This is a genomic window from Leucogemmata humicola (assembly GCF_055379415.1).
In genome coordinates this window covers 5,144,551-5,162,264 of record NZ_AP040875.1, presented here as the reverse complement: position 1 = coordinate 5,162,264, position 17,714 = coordinate 5,144,551, and the positions used below count along the sequence as shown (strand labels likewise).

The 17,714-nt window shown below is 62.9% G+C and carries 15 protein-coding genes; 9 read left to right on the top strand and 6 right to left on the bottom strand.

The features are described from left to right. Positions 1–38: 38 nt before the first annotated feature. From AC6H4Z_RS22215 to AC6H4Z_RS22205, 3 genes are all read right to left on the bottom strand, one after another. Positions 39–845: a matrixin family metalloprotease gene (locus AC6H4Z_RS22215; RefSeq protein ID WP_497544159.1), complete on the bottom strand. Its 807-nt coding sequence runs from the start codon at positions 843–845 to the stop codon at positions 39–41. A gap of 27 nt (positions 846–872) precedes the next feature. After that, a complete protein-coding gene (locus AC6H4Z_RS22210; protein WP_497544158.1) occupies positions 873–1,661 on the bottom strand; it encodes a matrixin family metalloprotease in 789 nt (262 codons plus the stop codon). 69 nt (positions 1,662–1,730) lie between these two features. Continuing rightward, positions 1,731–2,618 (bottom strand): alpha/beta fold hydrolase, encoded by an 888-nt coding sequence (locus AC6H4Z_RS22205; protein WP_497544157.1) that lies wholly within the window; start codon positions 2,616–2,618, stop codon positions 1,731–1,733. Between the two features lie 88 nt (positions 2,619–2,706). Here AC6H4Z_RS22205 and AC6H4Z_RS22200 point away from each other — a divergent pair, with 88 nt between their 5' ends. Both AC6H4Z_RS22200 and thrA read left to right on the top strand, forming a co-directional pair. After that, positions 2,707–4,176 carry a M20/M25/M40 family metallo-hydrolase gene (locus tag AC6H4Z_RS22200; RefSeq protein ID WP_497544156.1) on the top strand — a complete coding sequence of 490 codons (1,470 nt, stop codon included), beginning with the start codon at positions 2,707–2,709 and terminating at the stop codon, positions 4,174–4,176. 1 nt (position 4,177) lies between these two features. Further along, positions 4,178–6,667, top strand: coding sequence for a bifunctional aspartate kinase/homoserine dehydrogenase I (thrA, locus tag AC6H4Z_RS22195; protein WP_497544155.1), 2,490 nt, complete (start codon positions 4,178–4,180; stop codon positions 6,665–6,667). On the opposite strand, the gene AC6H4Z_RS22190 is transcribed toward thrA, so the two are convergent. Further along, positions 6,633–7,682, bottom strand: coding sequence for a Gfo/Idh/MocA family protein (locus tag AC6H4Z_RS22190; protein WP_497544154.1), 1,050 nt, complete (start codon positions 7,680–7,682; stop codon positions 6,633–6,635). The two genes, thrA and AC6H4Z_RS22190, sit on opposite strands and share 35 nt — an antisense overlap. 306 nt (positions 7,683–7,988) lie before the next feature. Between AC6H4Z_RS22190 and AC6H4Z_RS22185 the strand changes: the two genes are divergently transcribed. Genes AC6H4Z_RS22185 through AC6H4Z_RS22170 form a run of 4 tightly spaced genes read left to right on the top strand, consistent with a single transcriptional unit; the run spans position 7,989 to position 12,210 of the window. Beyond that, entirely contained in the window at positions 7,989–8,117 is a 129-nt protein-coding gene (locus tag AC6H4Z_RS22185) for a hypothetical protein (RefSeq protein ID WP_497544153.1), read from the top strand. A 22-nt stretch (positions 8,118–8,139) separates the two neighbouring features. Continuing rightward, complete coding sequence (locus AC6H4Z_RS22180; RefSeq protein ID WP_497544152.1) at positions 8,140–9,360, top strand: GntP family permease; 1,221 nt, start codon at positions 8,140–8,142, stop codon at positions 9,358–9,360. Between the two features lie 16 nt (positions 9,361–9,376). Further along, positions 9,377–11,389, top strand: coding sequence for a YjhG/YagF family D-xylonate dehydratase (locus AC6H4Z_RS22175; RefSeq protein ID WP_497544151.1), 2,013 nt, complete (start codon positions 9,377–9,379; stop codon positions 11,387–11,389). Positions 11,390–11,391: 2 nt separating this feature from the next. Beyond that, positions 11,392–12,210 (top strand): fumarylacetoacetate hydrolase family protein, encoded by an 819-nt coding sequence (locus AC6H4Z_RS22170; protein ID WP_497544150.1) that lies wholly within the window; start codon positions 11,392–11,394, stop codon positions 12,208–12,210. A gap of 5 nt (positions 12,211–12,215) precedes the next feature. Here AC6H4Z_RS22170 and AC6H4Z_RS22165 read toward each other — a convergent pair whose 3' ends face one another. Further along, complete coding sequence (locus AC6H4Z_RS22165; protein WP_497544149.1) at positions 12,216–13,277, bottom strand: Gfo/Idh/MocA family protein; 1,062 nt, start codon at positions 13,275–13,277, stop codon at positions 12,216–12,218. Further along, a complete protein-coding gene (locus tag AC6H4Z_RS22160; protein ID WP_497547076.1) occupies positions 13,237–14,220 on the bottom strand; it encodes an aldo/keto reductase in 984 nt (327 codons plus the stop codon). The genes AC6H4Z_RS22165 and AC6H4Z_RS22160 overlap by 41 nt, the downstream gene beginning before the upstream one ends. A gap of 67 nt (positions 14,221–14,287) precedes the next feature. Between AC6H4Z_RS22160 and galT the strand changes: the two genes are divergently transcribed. The 3 genes from galT to AC6H4Z_RS22145 are packed head-to-tail and all read left to right on the top strand — an operon-like array spanning position 14,288 to position 17,714. Beyond that, positions 14,288–15,322, top strand: coding sequence for a galactose-1-phosphate uridylyltransferase (gene galT / locus AC6H4Z_RS22155; protein ID WP_497544148.1), 1,035 nt, complete (start codon positions 14,288–14,290; stop codon positions 15,320–15,322). Beyond that, the gene (locus AC6H4Z_RS22150; RefSeq protein WP_497544147.1) at positions 15,315–16,343 is read left to right on the top strand and encodes an inositol monophosphatase family protein; all 1,029 of its coding nucleotides are present in this window, start codon (positions 15,315–15,317) and stop codon (positions 16,341–16,343) included. The genes galT and AC6H4Z_RS22150 overlap by 8 nt, the downstream gene beginning before the upstream one ends. Positions 16,344–16,349: 6 nt before the next feature. After that, a complete protein-coding gene (locus AC6H4Z_RS22145) occupies positions 16,350–17,714 on the top strand; it encodes a galactokinase (RefSeq protein ID WP_497544146.1) in 1,365 nt (454 codons plus the stop codon).

Sequence of the window (17,714 nt, the reverse complement as noted above, 5' to 3'; positions counted from 1 at the left end):
CCTTTGCGTCCCGGCCTCGATGTCAGCCGAGTCAAGCGCTATCGGACAGTTCCCGGCGGGAAGTCGTACAGCAGCTTGAGCGTCGCCCGATCGGCGCGCGTGATGTCCGGAACCATTTCGGTCGGGAACATCTTGGTGCGCGGGTCGGTGGAGTGGCCGAGTCCGAGTGCATGGCCGGCCTCGTGTCGAACGATTCCGGCGAGACCGATCGGCGGAATTGCGCGACCCGTGCTGTCGTGAATGGCGACGAGAATCTGCGCGGAGGTTAGCCAGCCGCTCTGATTACTGGTGCGCAGCGTATTCGCGACGCGCTGGCCGAGTTCCGCGGAGAACTGTTCGTTCCACATGATGCGGATGTCCGCACTCGCTGAATCGAGAATGAAATCGAAACGCAGCGGAAGACCGTCGGCTCCCCAGTCGTCGAACGCGTCGCGCGCCATCTGCGCGTAGCGAAGATTCCAGTCGCGAACAGTGCTATTCGACTGGACCCAAATGCGAAGGCCCTGCTCGCGCCGATCGGGCCAGCGAACCAACTGGCCCTTGAGGTCAGTCACCATCTCGGAGAAGTACGTGCCGGCGACGTCGCGTCGCGGGTCGCGCCCATTCGACGCAGGTGTCGACACCGGAGTCGGAGCGGGCGCGGAATCTGTCCGAGTCGCGATGACCGCACGCGGCTGCACCGCCGGATTTGTCGGCGCCGGTTTGACGGGGAGCGCTGCCGCTTGTTGTCGAACGCGTTCCGCCTGCGACTTTGCCAGTGCGCTGCGCGTACTCGTGACCTGTCGGGCCACAAAAACGGCAAATGCGCCGACGACGACCACGAGGAGGGTGTCAGTGCGGCGCATGTTGATCTTCCTCGAAAGGAGGAAGTGCTAGCGGAGCGGGCCCGCGGGCAGAGCGTACACGAGACGCACGGTGGCTCGATCGGCTTCGGTCAGCTGCCGAGCGCGAACCATCGGAGCCATGATGCTCGTGGCATCGCGCGTGTGATCGAGTCCGAGGAGATGTCCGACTTCATGCAGCGCCATGGCGCCCATCGACTCTTCGTCGAGCACGTCGCCCTGCGAGTGATGCACCGCGAGAATGATGTTCGCGTCGGTGATCAACCAATCGTCGTCGCGCGACCAGCGTGTACGACCGCTGATCGGCTGTGTGAAGTGATCGATCCAGGTCACGTGCACTTCCGCCTTGGCCGAGTCACCGACGAAGCGGAAGCGGACGGGGAGATTCAGCGCGCCCCACTCTTCGAACGCCTGCTGCACGCGCGACACTAGACCGGGCGTAAAATCAGTCACCTGGGACTTTGGCTGAATCCAGACCGTGAGCGGCTGTCGCTTTCGGTCTGGCCAGCGCGCGACGGACGAGTCGCGCTCGATCAGAATGTCGTTGATGTAGGTGCCCGCCGAGCCGTCGCGCAAACGGCGTCGTGCTGCTTCTCGTTCGTCGTCGCGCGTATCGAGCACCGGAACGTTCTCTGGGACGACGTCGCTGATCGAGCCGCTCGCGATGCTCGTGTGCCGCGTTTCGCCGCTATCGACAGACGGCGTCCGTTCCACGACCGCGGGAGGCGCGACCGGAACCGGACGGTGTGTTCGATGCGCCAGGCCGACGGGAATCATCCCGACGGCGAGCGACAGGAGGGAGAATGCTGCTCGCTTCATTCTTGACCGAATGCCCGTGGGAGACGGGCAGGAGGGAGGAGAATGTGTACGACTAGGACAGCAGGGGACTTACAGGAAGGATTCGATCAGTGCGAAGAAGCGTTCTGGCGCTTCCCAGAAGGGCATGTGCCCCGAGGCGGGAACTTCAACGACACGAGCGCTGCGTATATAGGAATCGTCGCCGACTTTCGCTAGAGGCAACGCGTCCTGTTCGCCATGAATGACGATCGTCGGCGTCGAAAGGGAACGCAGACGAGACGTCCAGTCGTAGCCATCGCGTCGTAGTCGCGCGAGTACTGCGGCGCCGGTCACACTTGTCGAATGTGGCGGTGTGAAATGGCTCGCCATCTCGCGATCGGCGAACCACGCCGGATACACCGCTCGGCTATATGTGCTGTGGAGCACAGGGTCGGGATTGCCGAGCGATTCTTCTGAGATCTGCGCGACGGCGTCGTGCTCTGCGCCGTGCAATCGCGCCAGCACCCTCTGTCGCAACGGTGCCATCCACGCGCTGGTCGACCACACGGGATCGACCAGCGCGAGCCGGCGAACGCCACCGGAGTCAGCGGCAGTGGCGAGCATGGAGATTCCGCCGCCCCACGAATGGCCGAGGATGTCCCAGGTCCGAATGCCGAGCGCGCGCCGGAGGGCGCCGATGTCGGCGGCGTCGTCCTCGATCGTGGTGTCGGCAGGCTGGGCCGGCACCGACGATTTTCCCCGACCGCGCTGATCATACAGAATGACCTGGCGTCGCTCGGCCAACGGCGACAGGGCCGGCCAGAGCATGGAATGGTCGTAGAGCATTCCGCCGTTCACGCACATCAGCGGCGGCCCGTTACCCACAGGCGGGCTGGAAAACACGGCGAAGTCGACGCCGCGAGCGCGCACGGTCTGCCGGTGGAGCGCAGGTGTGCGCGGAAGAGAACGTCGGAAAGCGACGAAGTCGGCGTAGGACATTGCAGGCTTACGGGTGGACGGGCAGACCCGTTGACGGATAACATCCATTGATAGCGTTCGTCCACTCGCCCGTCGCCCCGATCTGCCAATGTTTCGTCGATTCATTCGTCTCGCTGCGCTCACCAGCGCCTTCGCGCCCACGCTCGCCGCGCAGGAACCATTCGATCGCGCGATGGTTGCGAAGATCCGCGACGAAGGCCTCAATCGGTCGCACGCCTGGGCGATGGTCGACAGCCTCTCGACGGTGATCGGTCCGCGGCTCACGGCGTCGCCCGCGTACATGCGCGCCGCGACGTGGGCGCGCGACCACTTCACCGCTTGGGGCCTGCGCGACACACACTTCGAGACGTGGCCGTTCGGCCGCGGATGGGAGCTGCAGAAGTTCACGCTCGAGATGACGGAGCCGCGCTTCGCGCCGATGATCGGCTATCCGGATGCGTGGTCGGAGTCTACGAAGGGCGAAATTGTAGGAACGCCGCTGTTCATCGCCGGAATCTCCGCCGACTCGCTCGAGAAGATGCGCGATCGGCTGAAGGGCGCGATCGTGATGACGCAGCCGTTAATGACGACGTTCATTCGCGAAGATCGCGTCAACCCAACAGCTCCGAATGCGCCGCCGCCGGCTGCGCCGGTTCAGGCGAGCCGCACGCCGCGCGGCGGTCCGAGCGAGGCACAGCGGATTGCCAAGCTGCTGCACGACGTCGGTGTTGGTGCGGTGCTCAAGCCGAGTCGGGGCGAACACGGAACGATCTTCCTCCAGACGCGCGACGCTGGTGCCAATGCCGTGCCCACGATCGTCGTTGCCGGAGAGCACTACAATAATCTCATTCGACTTCTCGAAGACCACGTTCCCGTCAAGGTTCGCGTGAACGTCCAGGGCCGGTACTTCACCCAGGACACGCTCGGCTACAACATCATCGCCGAGATCCCAGGCACCGACCCCAAGCTGAAGGACGAGGTCGTGATGCTCGGCGGACATCTCGATTCGTGGCACGCCGCGACTGGAGCCACGGACAACGCCGATGGCGCCGCGACGGTGCTCGAAGCCGCGCGCATTCTCAAGGCAGTTGGTGCGCAGCCGCGTCGCACCATTCGCTTTGCGCTGTGGGGCGGCGAAGAAGAAGGTCTCTACGGCTCCAAAGCGTGGGTCGCGCAGCACCTGTCAGGCGACGCGAACAAAGCGGCGCGCGAGAAGATGTCGATGTATCTCAACATCGACCCGGGCTACGGTCCAATCTATGGCTTCTATACGGAAGGGAACGACGCAGCGCGAGCGATCTTCGACTCCTGGATGGAACCGTTCAAGGACCTCAGCTTCCGTAAGAACATTGCGGCGGGCATTGGCAACACCGACCACCTGAGCTTCATCGCCGAGGGGATTCCGGGGTTCAATCCGGTTCAGGAGTATGCGTACTACGACGTGCGGATTCATCACACGAACATGGATACGATGGAGCGCACGCAGCCAGATGACGTGAAGCAGGCCGCGATCGTTTTCGCGACGTTCGCCTACAATGCCGCGATGCGCGACGGGTTGATTCCTCGGGCGCCGCGCTGAGTTGACGCCAACGTCGAAGGTTCCAGAGCGCGTCGTTCACAAGTTCGGCGGCACGAGCCTCGCGAACGCGGCGCGAATCCGTGGCGTCGCCGAGATCATCGCGGCGCGGCCGGAGTCGCAGCGCTTCGTTGTCGTGTCGGCTATGGGCGGTGTCACGGACTCGCTCGTCCGTGCCGTCCATCTTGCCGGCGCGCGCGATCCGGCCTACCTCGACGCCATCGAGGCGGTTCGTGCGCGACATCATGCGACGATTGGAGAGCTAATGTCGGGGGAAACGGCCGCGGCTCTCGTTGAAACTGTCGATCGAGATGTCGGCGATCTGCTGGATGTGCTTCGCGCGGCCGTGCTCCTTCATGGCTATTCGCGCGACACGCTGGAGTTGGTTTCCGGTTACGGCGAAGTGTGGTCGGCGCAGATTCTGTCGGCTGTGATTGCGGGAGCGGGGAACGACGTTGCTTGGCTGGATGCGCGCGACGTGCTCACCGTCACGCGCACAGAGACTGCGGCCGATGTGTCGTGGCACGCGTCGCGTCAGCGTACGGATGAATGGGTTGCGCGACGTGAGTCGCTACCGGAAACGCTGGTCATCACCGGCTTCGTCGCATCCACTCCCGAAGGTGTCGCGGCAACGCTCGGGCGGAACGGCAGCGATTTCAGCGCGTCGATCTTTGCGGCGTTGCTCGATGCGGAAGAGATTCACATCTGGACGGACGTGGATGGCGTGATGAGCGCCAATCCCCGGTTCGTTTCGGAAGCCGTGACGCTCGACGCACTGTCGTACGACGAGGCGATGGAGCTCGCGTACTTCGGTGCGAAGGTGATTCATCCGAGCACGATGGCGCCGGCAGTCGAACGCGCGCTGCCGATTTTCATTCGCAACACCTTCAAGCCGGCGCTGGAAGGCACGCGTATTCACGCGGTCTCGTCATCGGCGTTTCCGGTAAAGGGATTGGCGACGGTCGAGTCGATCGCGCTGCTCAACCTCGAAGGCACGGGCATGATCGGCGTGCCTGGCACAGCGCACCGGCTGTTCGGTGCGTTGCGCGACGAGGGCATCTCGGTGGTGATGATTTCGCAGGGAAGCTCGGAGCACTCGATTTGCTTCGCCGTGCCGTCGGCGGTTGCCGAGCGTGCGCGTGAAGCCGTGGAGCGCGCGTTCTTCGCCGAGCGACATCATGGACAGATCCAGCGCGTCGACGTGACGACCGGGTGCAGCATCTTGGCAGTCGTTGGCGATGGCATGGCGGGGCGTCCAGGTATTGCGGCGAGATTCTTCAGCGCGCTGGGAAAGGCGGGCGTTAGTTTGCGTGCGATCGCGCAGGGCGCGTCGGAGCGCAACATCTCGGTGATCGTCGATGAAGCGGACACGCAACGAGCGCTGCGCGCCGCGCACGCGGGGTTCTATCTCTCCGATCAAACGTTGTCGATCGGGCTTGTTGGCGCGGGAAACGTCGGTGCGACGCTGTTGCGCCAACTCGCGCACGAGGCCAAGCGGCTGAAGGACGACTTCGACGTCGACCTCAGAGTGCGTGCGATCGCCACGTCGCGTTCGATGCTGCTCTCGGATCAACCGATCGATCTCGAGAACTGGCGCGATGATCTCAAGGCGCACGGCGAGCCGGTCGATCTGGCTCGACTGGCGATGCACGTGCATGCTGATCATCTGCCGCACGCCGTGCTGATCGACTGTACCGCGAGCGACGACGTCGCGAAGCTGTACAGCACGTGGCTCGAGCGCGGCATCCACGTGATCACGCCAAACAAGCGCGCGAACACGGGACCGCTCGAGTACTATCGTCGCTTGCGTCAGGCGAATCGTGCTGTGGGCGCGCACTATCTGTACGAGACGACTGTTGGCGCAGCGTTGCCAATCGTGCAGACGTTGCGTGATCTCGTGCAGACGGGCGACGAGATCTACGAGATCGAAGGGATTCTGTCCGGCACGCTGTCGTATCTGTTCAACAGCTTCGACGGAAGCCGATCGTTCTCGGAGCTTGTGGTGCAGGCACGCGAGCTGGGATACACCGAGCCCGATCCGCGCGACGATCTCTCGGGCACGGACGTGGGTCGAAAGGTTGTCATCCTCGCGCGCGAAATGGGAATGTCGCTCGAGCTGTCTGACGTCGACGTCCGCAGCCTCGTGCCTGTCGTGTTACAGGGCGGATCTGTGGACGAATTTCTGGCCGCGTTGCCGAATCATGACGCCGAGATGGAGGCGTTGCGTCGCGACGCCGCGACGCGTGGGGAGGTCCTGCGCTTTGTCGGCCGAGTTGATAGGACTGGAAAGGCGAGCGTAGGTCTACATGCGTACGCGACGACACATCCGTTCGCACGAATTCAGCTGACCGACAACATCGTACTGTTTCGAACGAGCCGATACCGCGAGAATCCCCTCGTGGTGCAGGGGCCCGGTGCTGGACGCGAAGTTACCGCCGCGGGCGCATTCGCCGATCTACTCAGGTTGGCGTCGTACCTGGGCGCGCCGTTGTAGTCACGCGGTGCGCCTGCTTTTGCGCGCGGAGTGCGAGCTCTGTTGCGAGGAAGCAGTGCGCTTGCGTCATAGCAGTCTCGGTGCGATTGAGCACATCGTCGACGAGCTGACGTCCGAACGGCAGCTCGACCTTGGAGCAGTCGACATACTGCACGCCCTTGGCGTCGACGAGAAAGAGATGGTTCGCGCCTTCGCGACCGGCGATGTCGACATTCTTGCGAACTTCGATGTAGCCGTTCGTGCCGATGACCGTGAGGCGCGTGTCGCCCCACGTCGGGAGGCCGGCCGGTGTGAACCAGTCAACGCGGATGTAGCCCGTACCACCGTTGCCGCGAACAACCGCGTCGCCAAAATCCTGAAAGGCCGGATGATCGGGATGTGCGTAGTTGGCAACCTGCGATGAAACGATTGAGCCCTGCATCGAGCCGGTGAAGTACAGGAACTGATCGAACTGGTGCGATGCGATGTCGCAGAGAATTCCGCCGTGCTGCGCCGGGTCCCAGAACCACGGCGCACGCTCGGGCGGACTAATGCGATGTGGTCCGAGGCCGATGGTCTGCACGACGCGACCGATCGCGCCAGCCTTCACGAGGTCTGCGGCTTTCACCGTCGCTGCGTTCTCGACGCGTTCGCTGTAAACGATCGAATAGATGCGCTTCGTCGCCGCCTGCACGCGTCGTACTTCGTCGAGCTGCTCGAGCGTGGTGACGCCAGGCTTGTCGGCCATGAAGTCCTTGCCGTGCTCCATGGCGCGAATTCCGAGTGCTGCGCGCTGGTTCGGAACGATCGACGACAGCACGAGCTGAATCGACGGATCCTCGAGCACGGCGCGCTCATCCCGTGCAACGCTCGCGTGCGGATACGTCTTCGAGAACTCGGCGAGGAGCTCAGGCTCCTTGGCGAACACTGTCGCGAGCTCACCGCCGCCGCGTAATACGGCGTCCACCATTCCATAGATGTGCGAATGGTTGATGCCGACGACGGCAAATCGTAGCCGAGGGGTTCTGACTGACATGGGGAGTTGCAGGCGGTGGAGAGGGCGTCGTGCTGATTGGCTGGCCACAATGACCGAGTGAGACTGCAACACGGATGAGACGAATTTCGCGAATTTCGCGGACGAGTCTTCGCGCGAGAAGCCGCCTAGCCCTCGTTGTCTCGTCGTATCCGCCCAATTCGCGAAATTCGCTCAATCCGTCTGTCGTTCCCCCTTTTCATCGTGGCCTGCACTCCAACGATTTTTGACACCGAACGGGTTGCTTTTCAGAGCAAAAGCCTGCACTCATCTGGTCACCTTGTCAAAAGAATTCACGACCCGGCCCCGATGAACCCAATCCTCATCCTGCTGGTCGGCATGGCGGCCATTCTCGGCGCCATCATCGTTCTGCGACTGAACGCATTTCTCGCGCTGATCGGCGCGGCGATTCTCGTGAGCCTGCTCGCTCCCGGGTGATCCCGCGACGAAAATCACGCGCGTGGCCGAGGGGTTTGGCCGCACCGCGGGAAGCATTGGCATCGTCATCGCGCTCGCCGCCATCATCGGAAACGCGATGACGGAGAGTGGCGCCGCTGATCGAATCGTCAAAGGCTTTCTGTCGCTGCTCGGCGAAAAGCGAGCGGCCGTCGCGCTGGCAGCGACGGCCTTTGTCTTATCGCTCCCCGTTTTCTTCGACACTGTCTTCTTCTTGCTCGCACCGCTCGCGCGCTCGATGTACGGACGCACGAATCGCAACTATCTGAAATACCTGCTCGTGATGTCAGCGAGCGGAATCTCGACGCACACGCTCGTGCCGCCGCACCCCGGACCGCTCGCCATCGCCGACACACTCGGCATCGATCTCGGCGTGATGATTCTCATGGGCGTCGCGGTGTCGATTCCCGCGGCGCTCGTCGGATTTCAGTTCGCTCGCTGGACCGACTTTCGGATGCCGATTCCGATGCGCCCGCGTCCTGGCGTCGAGATCGAACAGCCGGGCGCGGTCGCGCCACCGCCGTTGATTCTCGCGTTGATTCCGGTTGTCCTGCCAGTGTTGTTGATCGCGATGAACACAATCGTGGACGCGCTTCGCACATGGGATTCGTCGCACGCTGCACTGTGGACCGCGCTTCGCCCAATCACGGCGATCATCGGCAATCCGAACCTCGCCCTGCTCATCTCGGCCATCGTCGCGATGATTCTTTACGCGAGACAGCGCAAGCCGAATCGCGCCGAGATGTCGGCGATGGTCGAGACGTCGCTCATGGGTGCCGGTGTCGTGATTCTCATCATCGCGGCAGGTGGCGCCTTCGGCGCGATGCTGCAGGCCGCGCAACTCGGCCCGGCGATTCAAGGCATCTTCGGCGACAGCTCTCGCGGTTCTGGATTCACGTTTCTCTTTCTCGCCTTCGTGATCACCATCGTGATCAAGGTTGCGCAGGGATCGAGTACCGTCGCGATGATCACGGCAGCGGGCATGATGGCAGCGATGGTCAAAGGAATCAGCCTTCCGTTTCACACCGTGTACCTCGGCACCGCGATCTCGGCGGGGTCTCTCGTCGGCTCGTGGATGAACGACGCCGGCTTCTGGGTGTTCAGCAAGATCGGTGGTGTGACCGAAGTCGAGACGCTCAAGTCATGGACGCCGCTGTCGGCGATCGTCGGTACCACATCGATGATCGTGACGCTGGTGCTCGCTGTTGTCTTTCCGCTCAAGTGATGGTGAGGTTCACAAGATGAGCGACGTTCGAATCATTCCCTCGATCGATTCCGTCCTCGGCTCAGCGCAGAGCATCGCCGTGAGTCGTATCTCTGGCGCAGGTCCGAGCGGTCGTCTGCCGCTCACGCCCGAGATGCTACGCGAGTCGCCGAGTGGCGATCTGTTTGGTCTGACGCAGAACGTTGGTATGGGTTGGACGCCCGACCACCTCGGCGGCGATCAATTCGTCATTGTCAGCACGCTCGGTGGCCTTCGCGATGCCGACGGAACTCCGATCGCGCTCGGCTATCACACGGGCCACTGGGAAATCGGATTGCTCGTGCGTCGCGCGGCCGAGACGCTGCGCTCCTCCGGAGCCATTCCCTTTGCGGCGTATTGCAGCGATCCGTGCGACGGACGGACACAGGGCACGACTGGGATGTTCGACAGTCTCGCCTATCGCAACGATGCGGCGATCGTCATGCGTCGGCTGATACGATCGCTGCCGACGGCGAGCGGTGTGCTTGGTATCGCGAGTTGCGACAAGGGACTCCCCGCGACTATGATGGCGCTCGCGGGTGTCAAACATCTTCCGGGCGTCGTCGTGCCGGGTGGTGTGACACTCCCTGTGATTGGCGCAGAAGACGCCGGCCAGATTCAAAGCCTCGGCGCTCGCTTCGCGCGCGATCTGATCAGTCTCGACTATGCTGCGGAGATGGGTTGTCGTGCCTGCGGATCGTCGGGCGGTGGATGTCAGTTCCTCGGCACTGCCGCTACATCGCAAGTAGTCGCGGAAGCATTGGGACTCGCACTGCCGCACAGCGCGCTCGCGCCATCCGGTGAACCCGTGTGGCTGGAGCTCGCCTCGCGGTCCGCCATCGCCCTCACGCGACTCAAGGCTTTAGAGTATACTATCGGCGACATCGTCACCGATCAGGCGATCGAGAATGCGATGCTCGTGCACGCTGCGTTCGGCGGATCGACGAACCTGCTCTTGCACATTCCGGCCATCGCGCGAGCCGCTGGTTTGCGCGCACCAACGGTTGAAGACTGGAACAGAATCAATCGCGCCACGCCGCGTCTCGTCGACGCGCTGCCGAACGGACCAAAAGGACATCCGACGGTGCAGGTGTTCATGGCAGGCGGCGTTCCTGAGGTCATGCTACATCTCCGGCGAATGGGCTTGTTGAATGGCGACGTGCTCACCGCGACAGGCGATACACTGAACGCGTCGCTCGACTGGTGGGAGCAGAGCGAGCGCCGCGAGGCGTCTCGCAAACGACTCGGCGCGGGTACGATCTCGCCTGACGATGTGATCATTAGTCCGGGCGCCGCGCGCAAAGCCGGTCTCACGAGCACCGTGGTATTCCCGACGGGCAACTTGGCCCCAGAAGGCTCGGTGATCAAAGCGACCGCAATCGACCCGAGCGTTGTCGGCGACGACGGCGTGTATCGTCATCGCGGGCCGGCGCGAGTGTTCGTCGACGAGCGCGACGCTATTCGGGCCGTGAAAGGCGGCGACGCAACAACGCCGGCCGTCAACGCGGGCGACGTCATCGTGCTGATCGGAAATGGGCCAACCGGAACTGGAATGCAGGAGACCGCGCAGATCACCACGGCGCTCAGGTATCTGCCGTGGGGCAAGCACGTCGCGCTACTCACCGACGGGCGCTTCTCCGGAATTTCTACCGGTGCATGCGTCGGGCACGTCGGACCAGAGGCGTTGCAAGGCGGTCCGATCGGTCGTGTGCGCGATGGCGACATCATCGAGATCGTGATTGATCGGCAGGCGCTCAATGGCTCGATCGATCTCGTCGAGGCGGACGGTGCGCGAGTCGACAGAGCAACTGGTGCAGAGTTGCTCGAGTCTCGTGCTCTGGCTCCAGCCTTGGCGCCGAATGCCGCGCTTCCCGATGACACGCGTCTCTGGGCGGCGCTGCAGCGCGCGAGCGGAGGAACGTGGGGTGGCTGTGTGTACGATGTCGATCAAATCATTGCTGCGCTCGACGCCGGCGTCGCTTCACTCGAGGCCAACCAGGTCAAAGCATGACAATGCGTCTCATTCGAACTGCGAGCGAGGTCGTGCTTGATGCCGACGGCGTCTTCCACTCGCTCAACGATGATTGGGATACGCTGATCAATCACGACGACCTCGTGAGCCATCTGCGCGCGATGCTGTCACGCGCCGGCAGTTCGGCGATCAGCGGTAGAATTCTCGCGCCAATTGGGAGTCAGGAAGTTTGGGCGGCGGGCGTGACGTATTGGCGCAGCCGAACTGCGCGAATCGAGGAGTCGAAGAGCGCTGGCGGCGGAAGTTTCTACGATCGTGTGTATGAAGCCGAGCGTCCGGAGCTGTTTTTCAAGGCAGCGCCGTGGCGCGTGCGCGGCCCTGAGGCACCAGTGCGCATTCGGCGCGACGCAACGTGGAGTGTTCCCGAACCCGAACTCGCACTCTGCATCAACGCGCGCGCGGAGGTCGTTGGTTACACGATTGGCAACGACATGAGCTCGCGCGACATCGAAGGAGAGAATCCGCTCTACCTGCCGCAGGCGAAGACCTACGACGGATCGTGCGCACTCGGGCCGAGCATGCTGGTCGCCGAAGGTCCGTTGTCGAGCGAGACGACGATCGGCATCGAGATTCGTCGCCACGGTTCGATCGTATTTGAAGGCGCAACGACCGTCTCACAAATGCGCCGCACGCCGAGTGAGCTCGTTGGCTTTCTTTATCGCGAGACGAGCTTTCCGACCGGATGTGTGTTACTCACCGGAACCGGCGTCGTACCGCCCGACGATTTCACCCTACGGTCGGGCGACAACGTGCGAATCGAGATTGGCTCGATTGGCGTGCTCGAGAACAGCGTGGAGTGACACGCTCAGAGTGACGCGGGCGCCTCCCACTTTCTGCTGTCGGATGATTTGAAGATGGCGTCGATGACGGCCATGTTCGCGATCGAATCCTCGAGCGGAACGGGCACTTTTCCGATTCCGCGCACCGCGTCTGAAAACCGATCGGCCTGAAGTGTGTATTGATCGACCGCTGGAAACTCGATCATCTCGGCATTGCCACCAGCGAATTGGCCGCCGTCGTCGACAAAAATGCGGGCCGGTCGATCGCTCGGAGAGTTGAAGGGAATCTCGACGTCGATCCGTCCGCGCGTTCCAAAAATGTTCATTCGCTGGTACGGCACGAGTTGGCCCGCACACGTGAACGACGCCTGGCCATTCGGGAAACGCATCAGCGCCGACACGAGCCGATCGACCTTCATGTCGGGATCGCGCTCGATCTGTCCGACAACCACTTCGGGTTCGATGCCGAACAGCCAGCGCGACAGCGTGATCGGATAGCAACCAATGTCGAGCAGTGCGCCGCCGCCCCACTCCACGCGACTACGCACATCGTTCTCGTCTCGGCGATAATAGCTGAAATGGCCGACGATCAATTTCAGTTCGCCGATTCGGCCGTCCGCAACGAGCCGGTGAACGCCAGCCCACTGCGGATGCGTGCGCACCATGAACGCCTCGGCGATCTGAACGCCGGTGCGATCGCGAACGTCGCGGAGTTGTCGCGCTTCCTTGGCCGTGAGAGCAATCGGCTTTTCGCACAGGACGTGCTTACCGGCTTCCGCAGCGCGAATCGACCACGGAACGTGAAGATGATTCGGCAGCGGATTGTAGATCGCTTCGACGTCCGGATCATCGATCAACTCTTCGTACGATCCGTACGAACGGGGAATGGCTAGCTTCTCCGCGGCTTCACGCGCTTTCGCGAGGTTCCGCGATGCTATGGCAACGACCTGCGAGCGGTCACTGCCGGCCATCGCGGGAATGACTTTGTTCACGGCGATGTTTGCCGCGCCAAGAATTCCCCAGCGAACGGGCGCGGCAGTCGATGTCTTACCAGCGGTCATGGACGAGTGCCCGGACGTGGCTGTCATAGATGTCGCTCGCGCGCGACATGAACGCGTCTGAGAGCGGCGGAAGATCGGCGGCGCGCGCGTTGTCCTCCGCTTGCTGCGGATTGCGCGCGCCGGGAATTGCAGCGGTGACCTCGGGGAACATCAATGTCCAACGCAACGCTGCTTGCGCCATCGTCATTCCAGCCGGCACGACATCGCGCAGCTCGTCGACCGCTCGCAGTCCGGTGTCGTAGTCGACGCCGGAAAACGTTTCGCCGACGTCGAACGACTCGCCGTGCCGGTTGTATTTACGGTGGTCCGTATCGGAGAATTGCGAGTCTGAGCGCAGCTTTCCGGTGAGTAGACCGCTCGCGAGCGGTACCCGTGCCAGAATACCGATGCGCTTCGCACGCGCGATCGGAAAGAACTGCTCTGGCTTGGTCCGCAGAATGTTGAAGATGATCTGAACCGACTGCACGTTCGGATACTCGGCGGCGAGGAATGCTTCCTGAGCGCGTTCCACGCTCACGCCATAGTGCCGAATCTTGCCCGCCTGCTGCAGGTCATCGAGAATGCCGAATACGTCGGGCGTCTCGTAGACCGGCGACGGCGGGCAGTGGAGCTGCAGCAGGTCGAGCGCCTCGGTGTCGAGGTTCACGAGGCTGCGCTCCACAAATGCGGTGAGGTTGGCGCGGTTGTAGCCGCCCGCGACGTGCGGATTGAGGCGCCTGCCGGCTTTGGTCGCGACGATGATCGGCTCCGATCGCTCGCGTCGAAAGCGCGCGACGAGTCGCTCGGAATGCCCGTCGCCATAGACATCGGCGGTGTCGATGAAGTTGACGCCGAGGTCCGCCGCTCGGTGCAGCGACTGCATGGACTCCTCGTCGTCCGTCTTGCCCCATGCGTCGCCGCCGATCGCCCATGCGCCAAAGCTGATCGTCGAAATGCGCCACCCGGTGCGCCCGAGTTCCCGATACTCCACGGCCTCTTCTCCTATTCTCGTCGCTGGGAAACGTAGCATCATCGGCGATCTCGGATAGCTTTCGCCCATGGCATGGGAAGAACGTTGGCATCCGCTCCGTCGCGAGTGGGTCGTGATCTCGTCGCACCGCAACAATCGACCGTGGTCCGGCGCGACCGTTGCCGACGCCGGGCGCACCCTGCCCGAGTACGATCCCACCTGCTACCTCTGTCCGGGGAATCCTCGCGTCTCGGGGCGACGCAACGACGACTACTCGGGCGTGTTCGTGTTCGATAACGATCACCCGAGTGTTGGTCCCGGTGCTCCGCAGGAGTTGGAAACTCCGGTTGGCATCTATCGGAACCGTCCGGCGTCGGGCATGTCGCGCGTCGTGTGCTTCACGCCTCGCCACGATTTGACGCTCGCCGAGCTTCCGCCCGCGCGTATTACCGAACTGTTACATACGCTCCAGCGAGAATACCGCGACCTCGCGACGCGTCCTGAGGTTCGCAGCATTCTGATGTTCGAGAACAAAGGCGAAGTCGTCGGCGTCAGCAACCCGCATCCGCACTGTCAGATCTACGCCACGAACTTCGTCTTCAAGACCATGGAGATCGAAGCGCAGGCGTCTGCGGAGCATCTGGCCGAGCACGGGCGTCCGCTCTTTCACGACATCATCGCGGCCGAGGAGAAGGATGGCCGGCGCTTGCTGGTCTCGCGCGATCGTGCGCTCTCGTTTATTCCGTATTTCGCGCGCTATCCCTACGAGACGTACGTCGCGCCGCGCGCCACGCGCGCGAGTATAGCCGATCTCGACGATGCCGAGCTCGCTGATTTCTCCGAGGTGCTGGGCGAGACGCTCGTGCGCCTCGAGAATTTGTGGCGAATGCCTTTGCCGTATGTAATGGTGCTTCACCAAGCACCGACGCAGGAAGCGGCGCCTGGTTTTCATTTTCATATTCAGATTCTTCCACCGCTGCGAAAGCCGGGGTTGCTGAAGTACCTCGCCGGGCCGGAAGTTGGCGCGGGAAATTTTCTCAACGATACCGCGCCAGAGGAAAAAGCAGCCGAGTTGCGCGCGGTCTCGAGCACGCACTACAAGCACGGCAGCGGCAATGTCTGACGTCACCAAACTCCTCGAGCCGATCCTCGCACTCCACGATCGCATTCGCGATTCGGTCGTTGCTGCGTGCGAGCGCCAGGCGACCGAGGAATTGGCGACGGTCGACGCGGAAGAGCCGAGCGACACGATCTATCGCGTCGATCGAGTGAGCGAATCGATTCTCGTCGAAGGATTGGCCGAGGTCGCACGTGAAGAGCCGCTCTGCCTGATCGCGGAAGGATTGTCCGAGCAGGTGCTCGTACTTCCCGAAGGCGCTTCGGAGGCCGACTGTAAATGGCGGATCATCGTCGATCCGATCGACGGCACGCGCGAGATCATGTACCAAAAGCGCAGTGCGTGGGTGCTCACAGGCGTGGCGCCGAATCGTGGCGACGCAACGCGGCTTCGCGACGTTGTTCTCGCGGTGCAGACTGAGATTCCGGTGCTCAAGCAGCACCTCTGCGATCAGCTGTGGGCCGAGCGAGGGAAGGGCGCGCACGCCGCGCGCATCAACCGCCTCACTGGCGCGCGTGAAACACTCGCTCTCGTGCCGTCGCGTGCGACAACGCTCGCGCATGGCTTTGCCAGCGTGAGTCGATTCTTTCCTGGCGTTCGCGATGTACTCGCCGCCATCGACGACGAGGTGATCAGCGAAGTGCTCGGGCCAGCTGTCGCGAAGAAGGCGGCGTGTTTCGAGGATCAATATCTCTCGACGGGCGGTCAGTTCTACGAACTGATGGCCGGCCGCGATCGCTTCATCGCCGACATTCGTCCGCTGATGTTGCCGATTCACGCGCAACGTGGGCTGCCGGCTCCGTTGACCTGTCATCCTTACGATGTCAGCACCGCGCTCATTGCCGAAGAATTAGGTGTGATCCTCACGAATGCACTGGGTGGACCGCTCGACGCGCCACTCGACGTCGAGTCAGACGTGTCATGGGCGGGATACGCGAACGCAGAGATTCGCTCGAGCGTGGAACCGGCGCTGACGTCGGCGCTCCGAAAGCGCGGACTATTGTCCGTGCTGTCGAATCGGATCTAGGAAACGGTGCAACGCTTTCTGGACCACGATCAGCCGGTGCTGGTGAGCCGCGCACCGGGTCGCCTCGACGTGATGGGCGGAATTGCCGACTACAGTGGTGCGGTTGTGTTGCAGCTACCGCTGGCACGCGCGACGTCAGTTGTGCTGCAGCGACAGTCGCAACACCGGTGCGACATCGCGTCGCGTCGCGGGAACGAGTGGGCGGAGTTCAGCATCGATCTCGACGAATTGCTCTCGGGCGCACTCCGCACTCCTGACGCGCTTGCGCAGTGGTTCGTCGGCCGATCGAACGATCGATGGGCCGCGTATGTCATCGGCGTCGTGCAGTACTGCCTCTTTCGCGCCGCCGCTGATTCAATTCACGGCCTGCGCCTTCTCATCGATTCGACGGTGCCAGAGGGGAAGGGCGTGAGTTCGTCGGCCGCGCTCGAAGTGGCGACCATGGCTGCAGTCGCAGCGAGCTACGGCCTCGCCCTCACGCCGCATGAAATCGCGACAGCTTGTCAGTGGGTCGAGAATCACGTTGTCGGTGCGCCGTGCGGCATCATGGATCAGATGACGAGTGCGTGCGGGCAACGCGATCGACTGCTTCGTCTCCGCTGCCAGCCCGCAACAATCGAAGGATACGTGTCGATCCCGCAGGGCTATCGATTCTACGGAATCGATTCCGGTGTTCGGCACGCAGTGACTGGCGCTGACTACGGTACTGTACGGACCGCGGCCTTCATGGGTTATCGCATGATCGCCGAAGCGGCCGGACTCGACGCGCATCTCGCGGGCGAAAGCCTGGTGATCGACGATCCGGTGTGGCGCGGCTATCTCGCCAACCTGTCGCCTGAAGAATTCGCGACGCGCTTCGAGCAGACGTTGCCGGTGCGTATGACCGGTGCTGACTTTCTCGCGCGGTACGCCGGCACGACCGACTCGGTCACGCGCGTCGACCCGCGGCACGACTATCCAGTGCGTCAGGCAACCGCGCATCCGATTCACGAACAGGCGCGTGTCGAGCGCTTCGCGGCGCTCCTCGACGATCTCAGTCGCACGCCGAGTGTCGCGCTCGAACTCGGCCAGCTCATGCTCGGCTCGCATGCGAGCTACGGCGCGTGCGGTCTTGGCAGTACTGCCACCGATCGACTCGTCGAGCTGGTGATGCGCGCCGGACCGGCCCGCGGATTGTTTGGCGCGAAGATCACCGGCGGCGGGAGTGGCGGAACTGTGGCAATCCTCGGCACGGTCGACGCGGAGGCAGCCATCCGCGAGATTGCGGCCGAATACAGTCGTGAAACGGGCCGCGCGTCGGAGGTGTTCACCGAATCTGGTCCCGGCGCCGCCGAGATTGGCGTCGTGCATCTCGATCGCCCGCCCGCATAG

Bases quoted from the DNA above. Each gene is read 5' to 3' on its own strand.
- AC6H4Z_RS22215 (WP_497544159.1), bottom strand. From the start codon at position 845: ATGCGCCGCACTGACACCCTCCTCGTGGTCGTCGTCGGCGCATTTGCC.
- AC6H4Z_RS22210 (WP_497544158.1), bottom strand. From the start codon at position 1,661: ATGAAGCGAGCAGCATTCTCCCTCCTGTCGCTCGCCGTCGGGATGATT.
- AC6H4Z_RS22205 (WP_497544157.1), bottom strand. From the start codon at position 2,618: ATGTCCTACGCCGACTTCGTCGCTTTCCGACGTTCTCTTCCGCGCACA.
- AC6H4Z_RS22200 (WP_497544156.1), top strand. From the start codon at position 2,707: ATGTTTCGTCGATTCATTCGTCTCGCTGCGCTCACCAGCGCCTTCGCG.
- AC6H4Z_RS22190 (WP_497544154.1), bottom strand. From the start codon at position 7,682: ATGTCAGTCAGAACCCCTCGGCTACGATTTGCCGTCGTCGGCATCAAC.
- AC6H4Z_RS22185 (WP_497544153.1), top strand. From the start codon at position 7,989: ATGAACCCAATCCTCATCCTGCTGGTCGGCATGGCGGCCATTCTCGGC.
- AC6H4Z_RS22175 (WP_497544151.1), top strand. From the start codon at position 9,377: ATGAGCGACGTTCGAATCATTCCCTCGATCGATTCCGTCCTCGGCTCA.
- AC6H4Z_RS22170 (WP_497544150.1), top strand. From the start codon at position 11,392: ATGCGTCTCATTCGAACTGCGAGCGAGGTCGTGCTTGATGCCGACGGC.
- AC6H4Z_RS22165 (WP_497544149.1), bottom strand. From the start codon at position 13,277: ATGACAGCCACGTCCGGGCACTCGTCCATGACCGCTGGTAAGACATCG.
- galT (WP_497544148.1), top strand. From the start codon at position 14,288: ATGGCATGGGAAGAACGTTGGCATCCGCTCCGTCGCGAGTGGGTCGTG.
- AC6H4Z_RS22150 (WP_497544147.1), top strand. From the start codon at position 15,315: ATGTCTGACGTCACCAAACTCCTCGAGCCGATCCTCGCACTCCACGAT.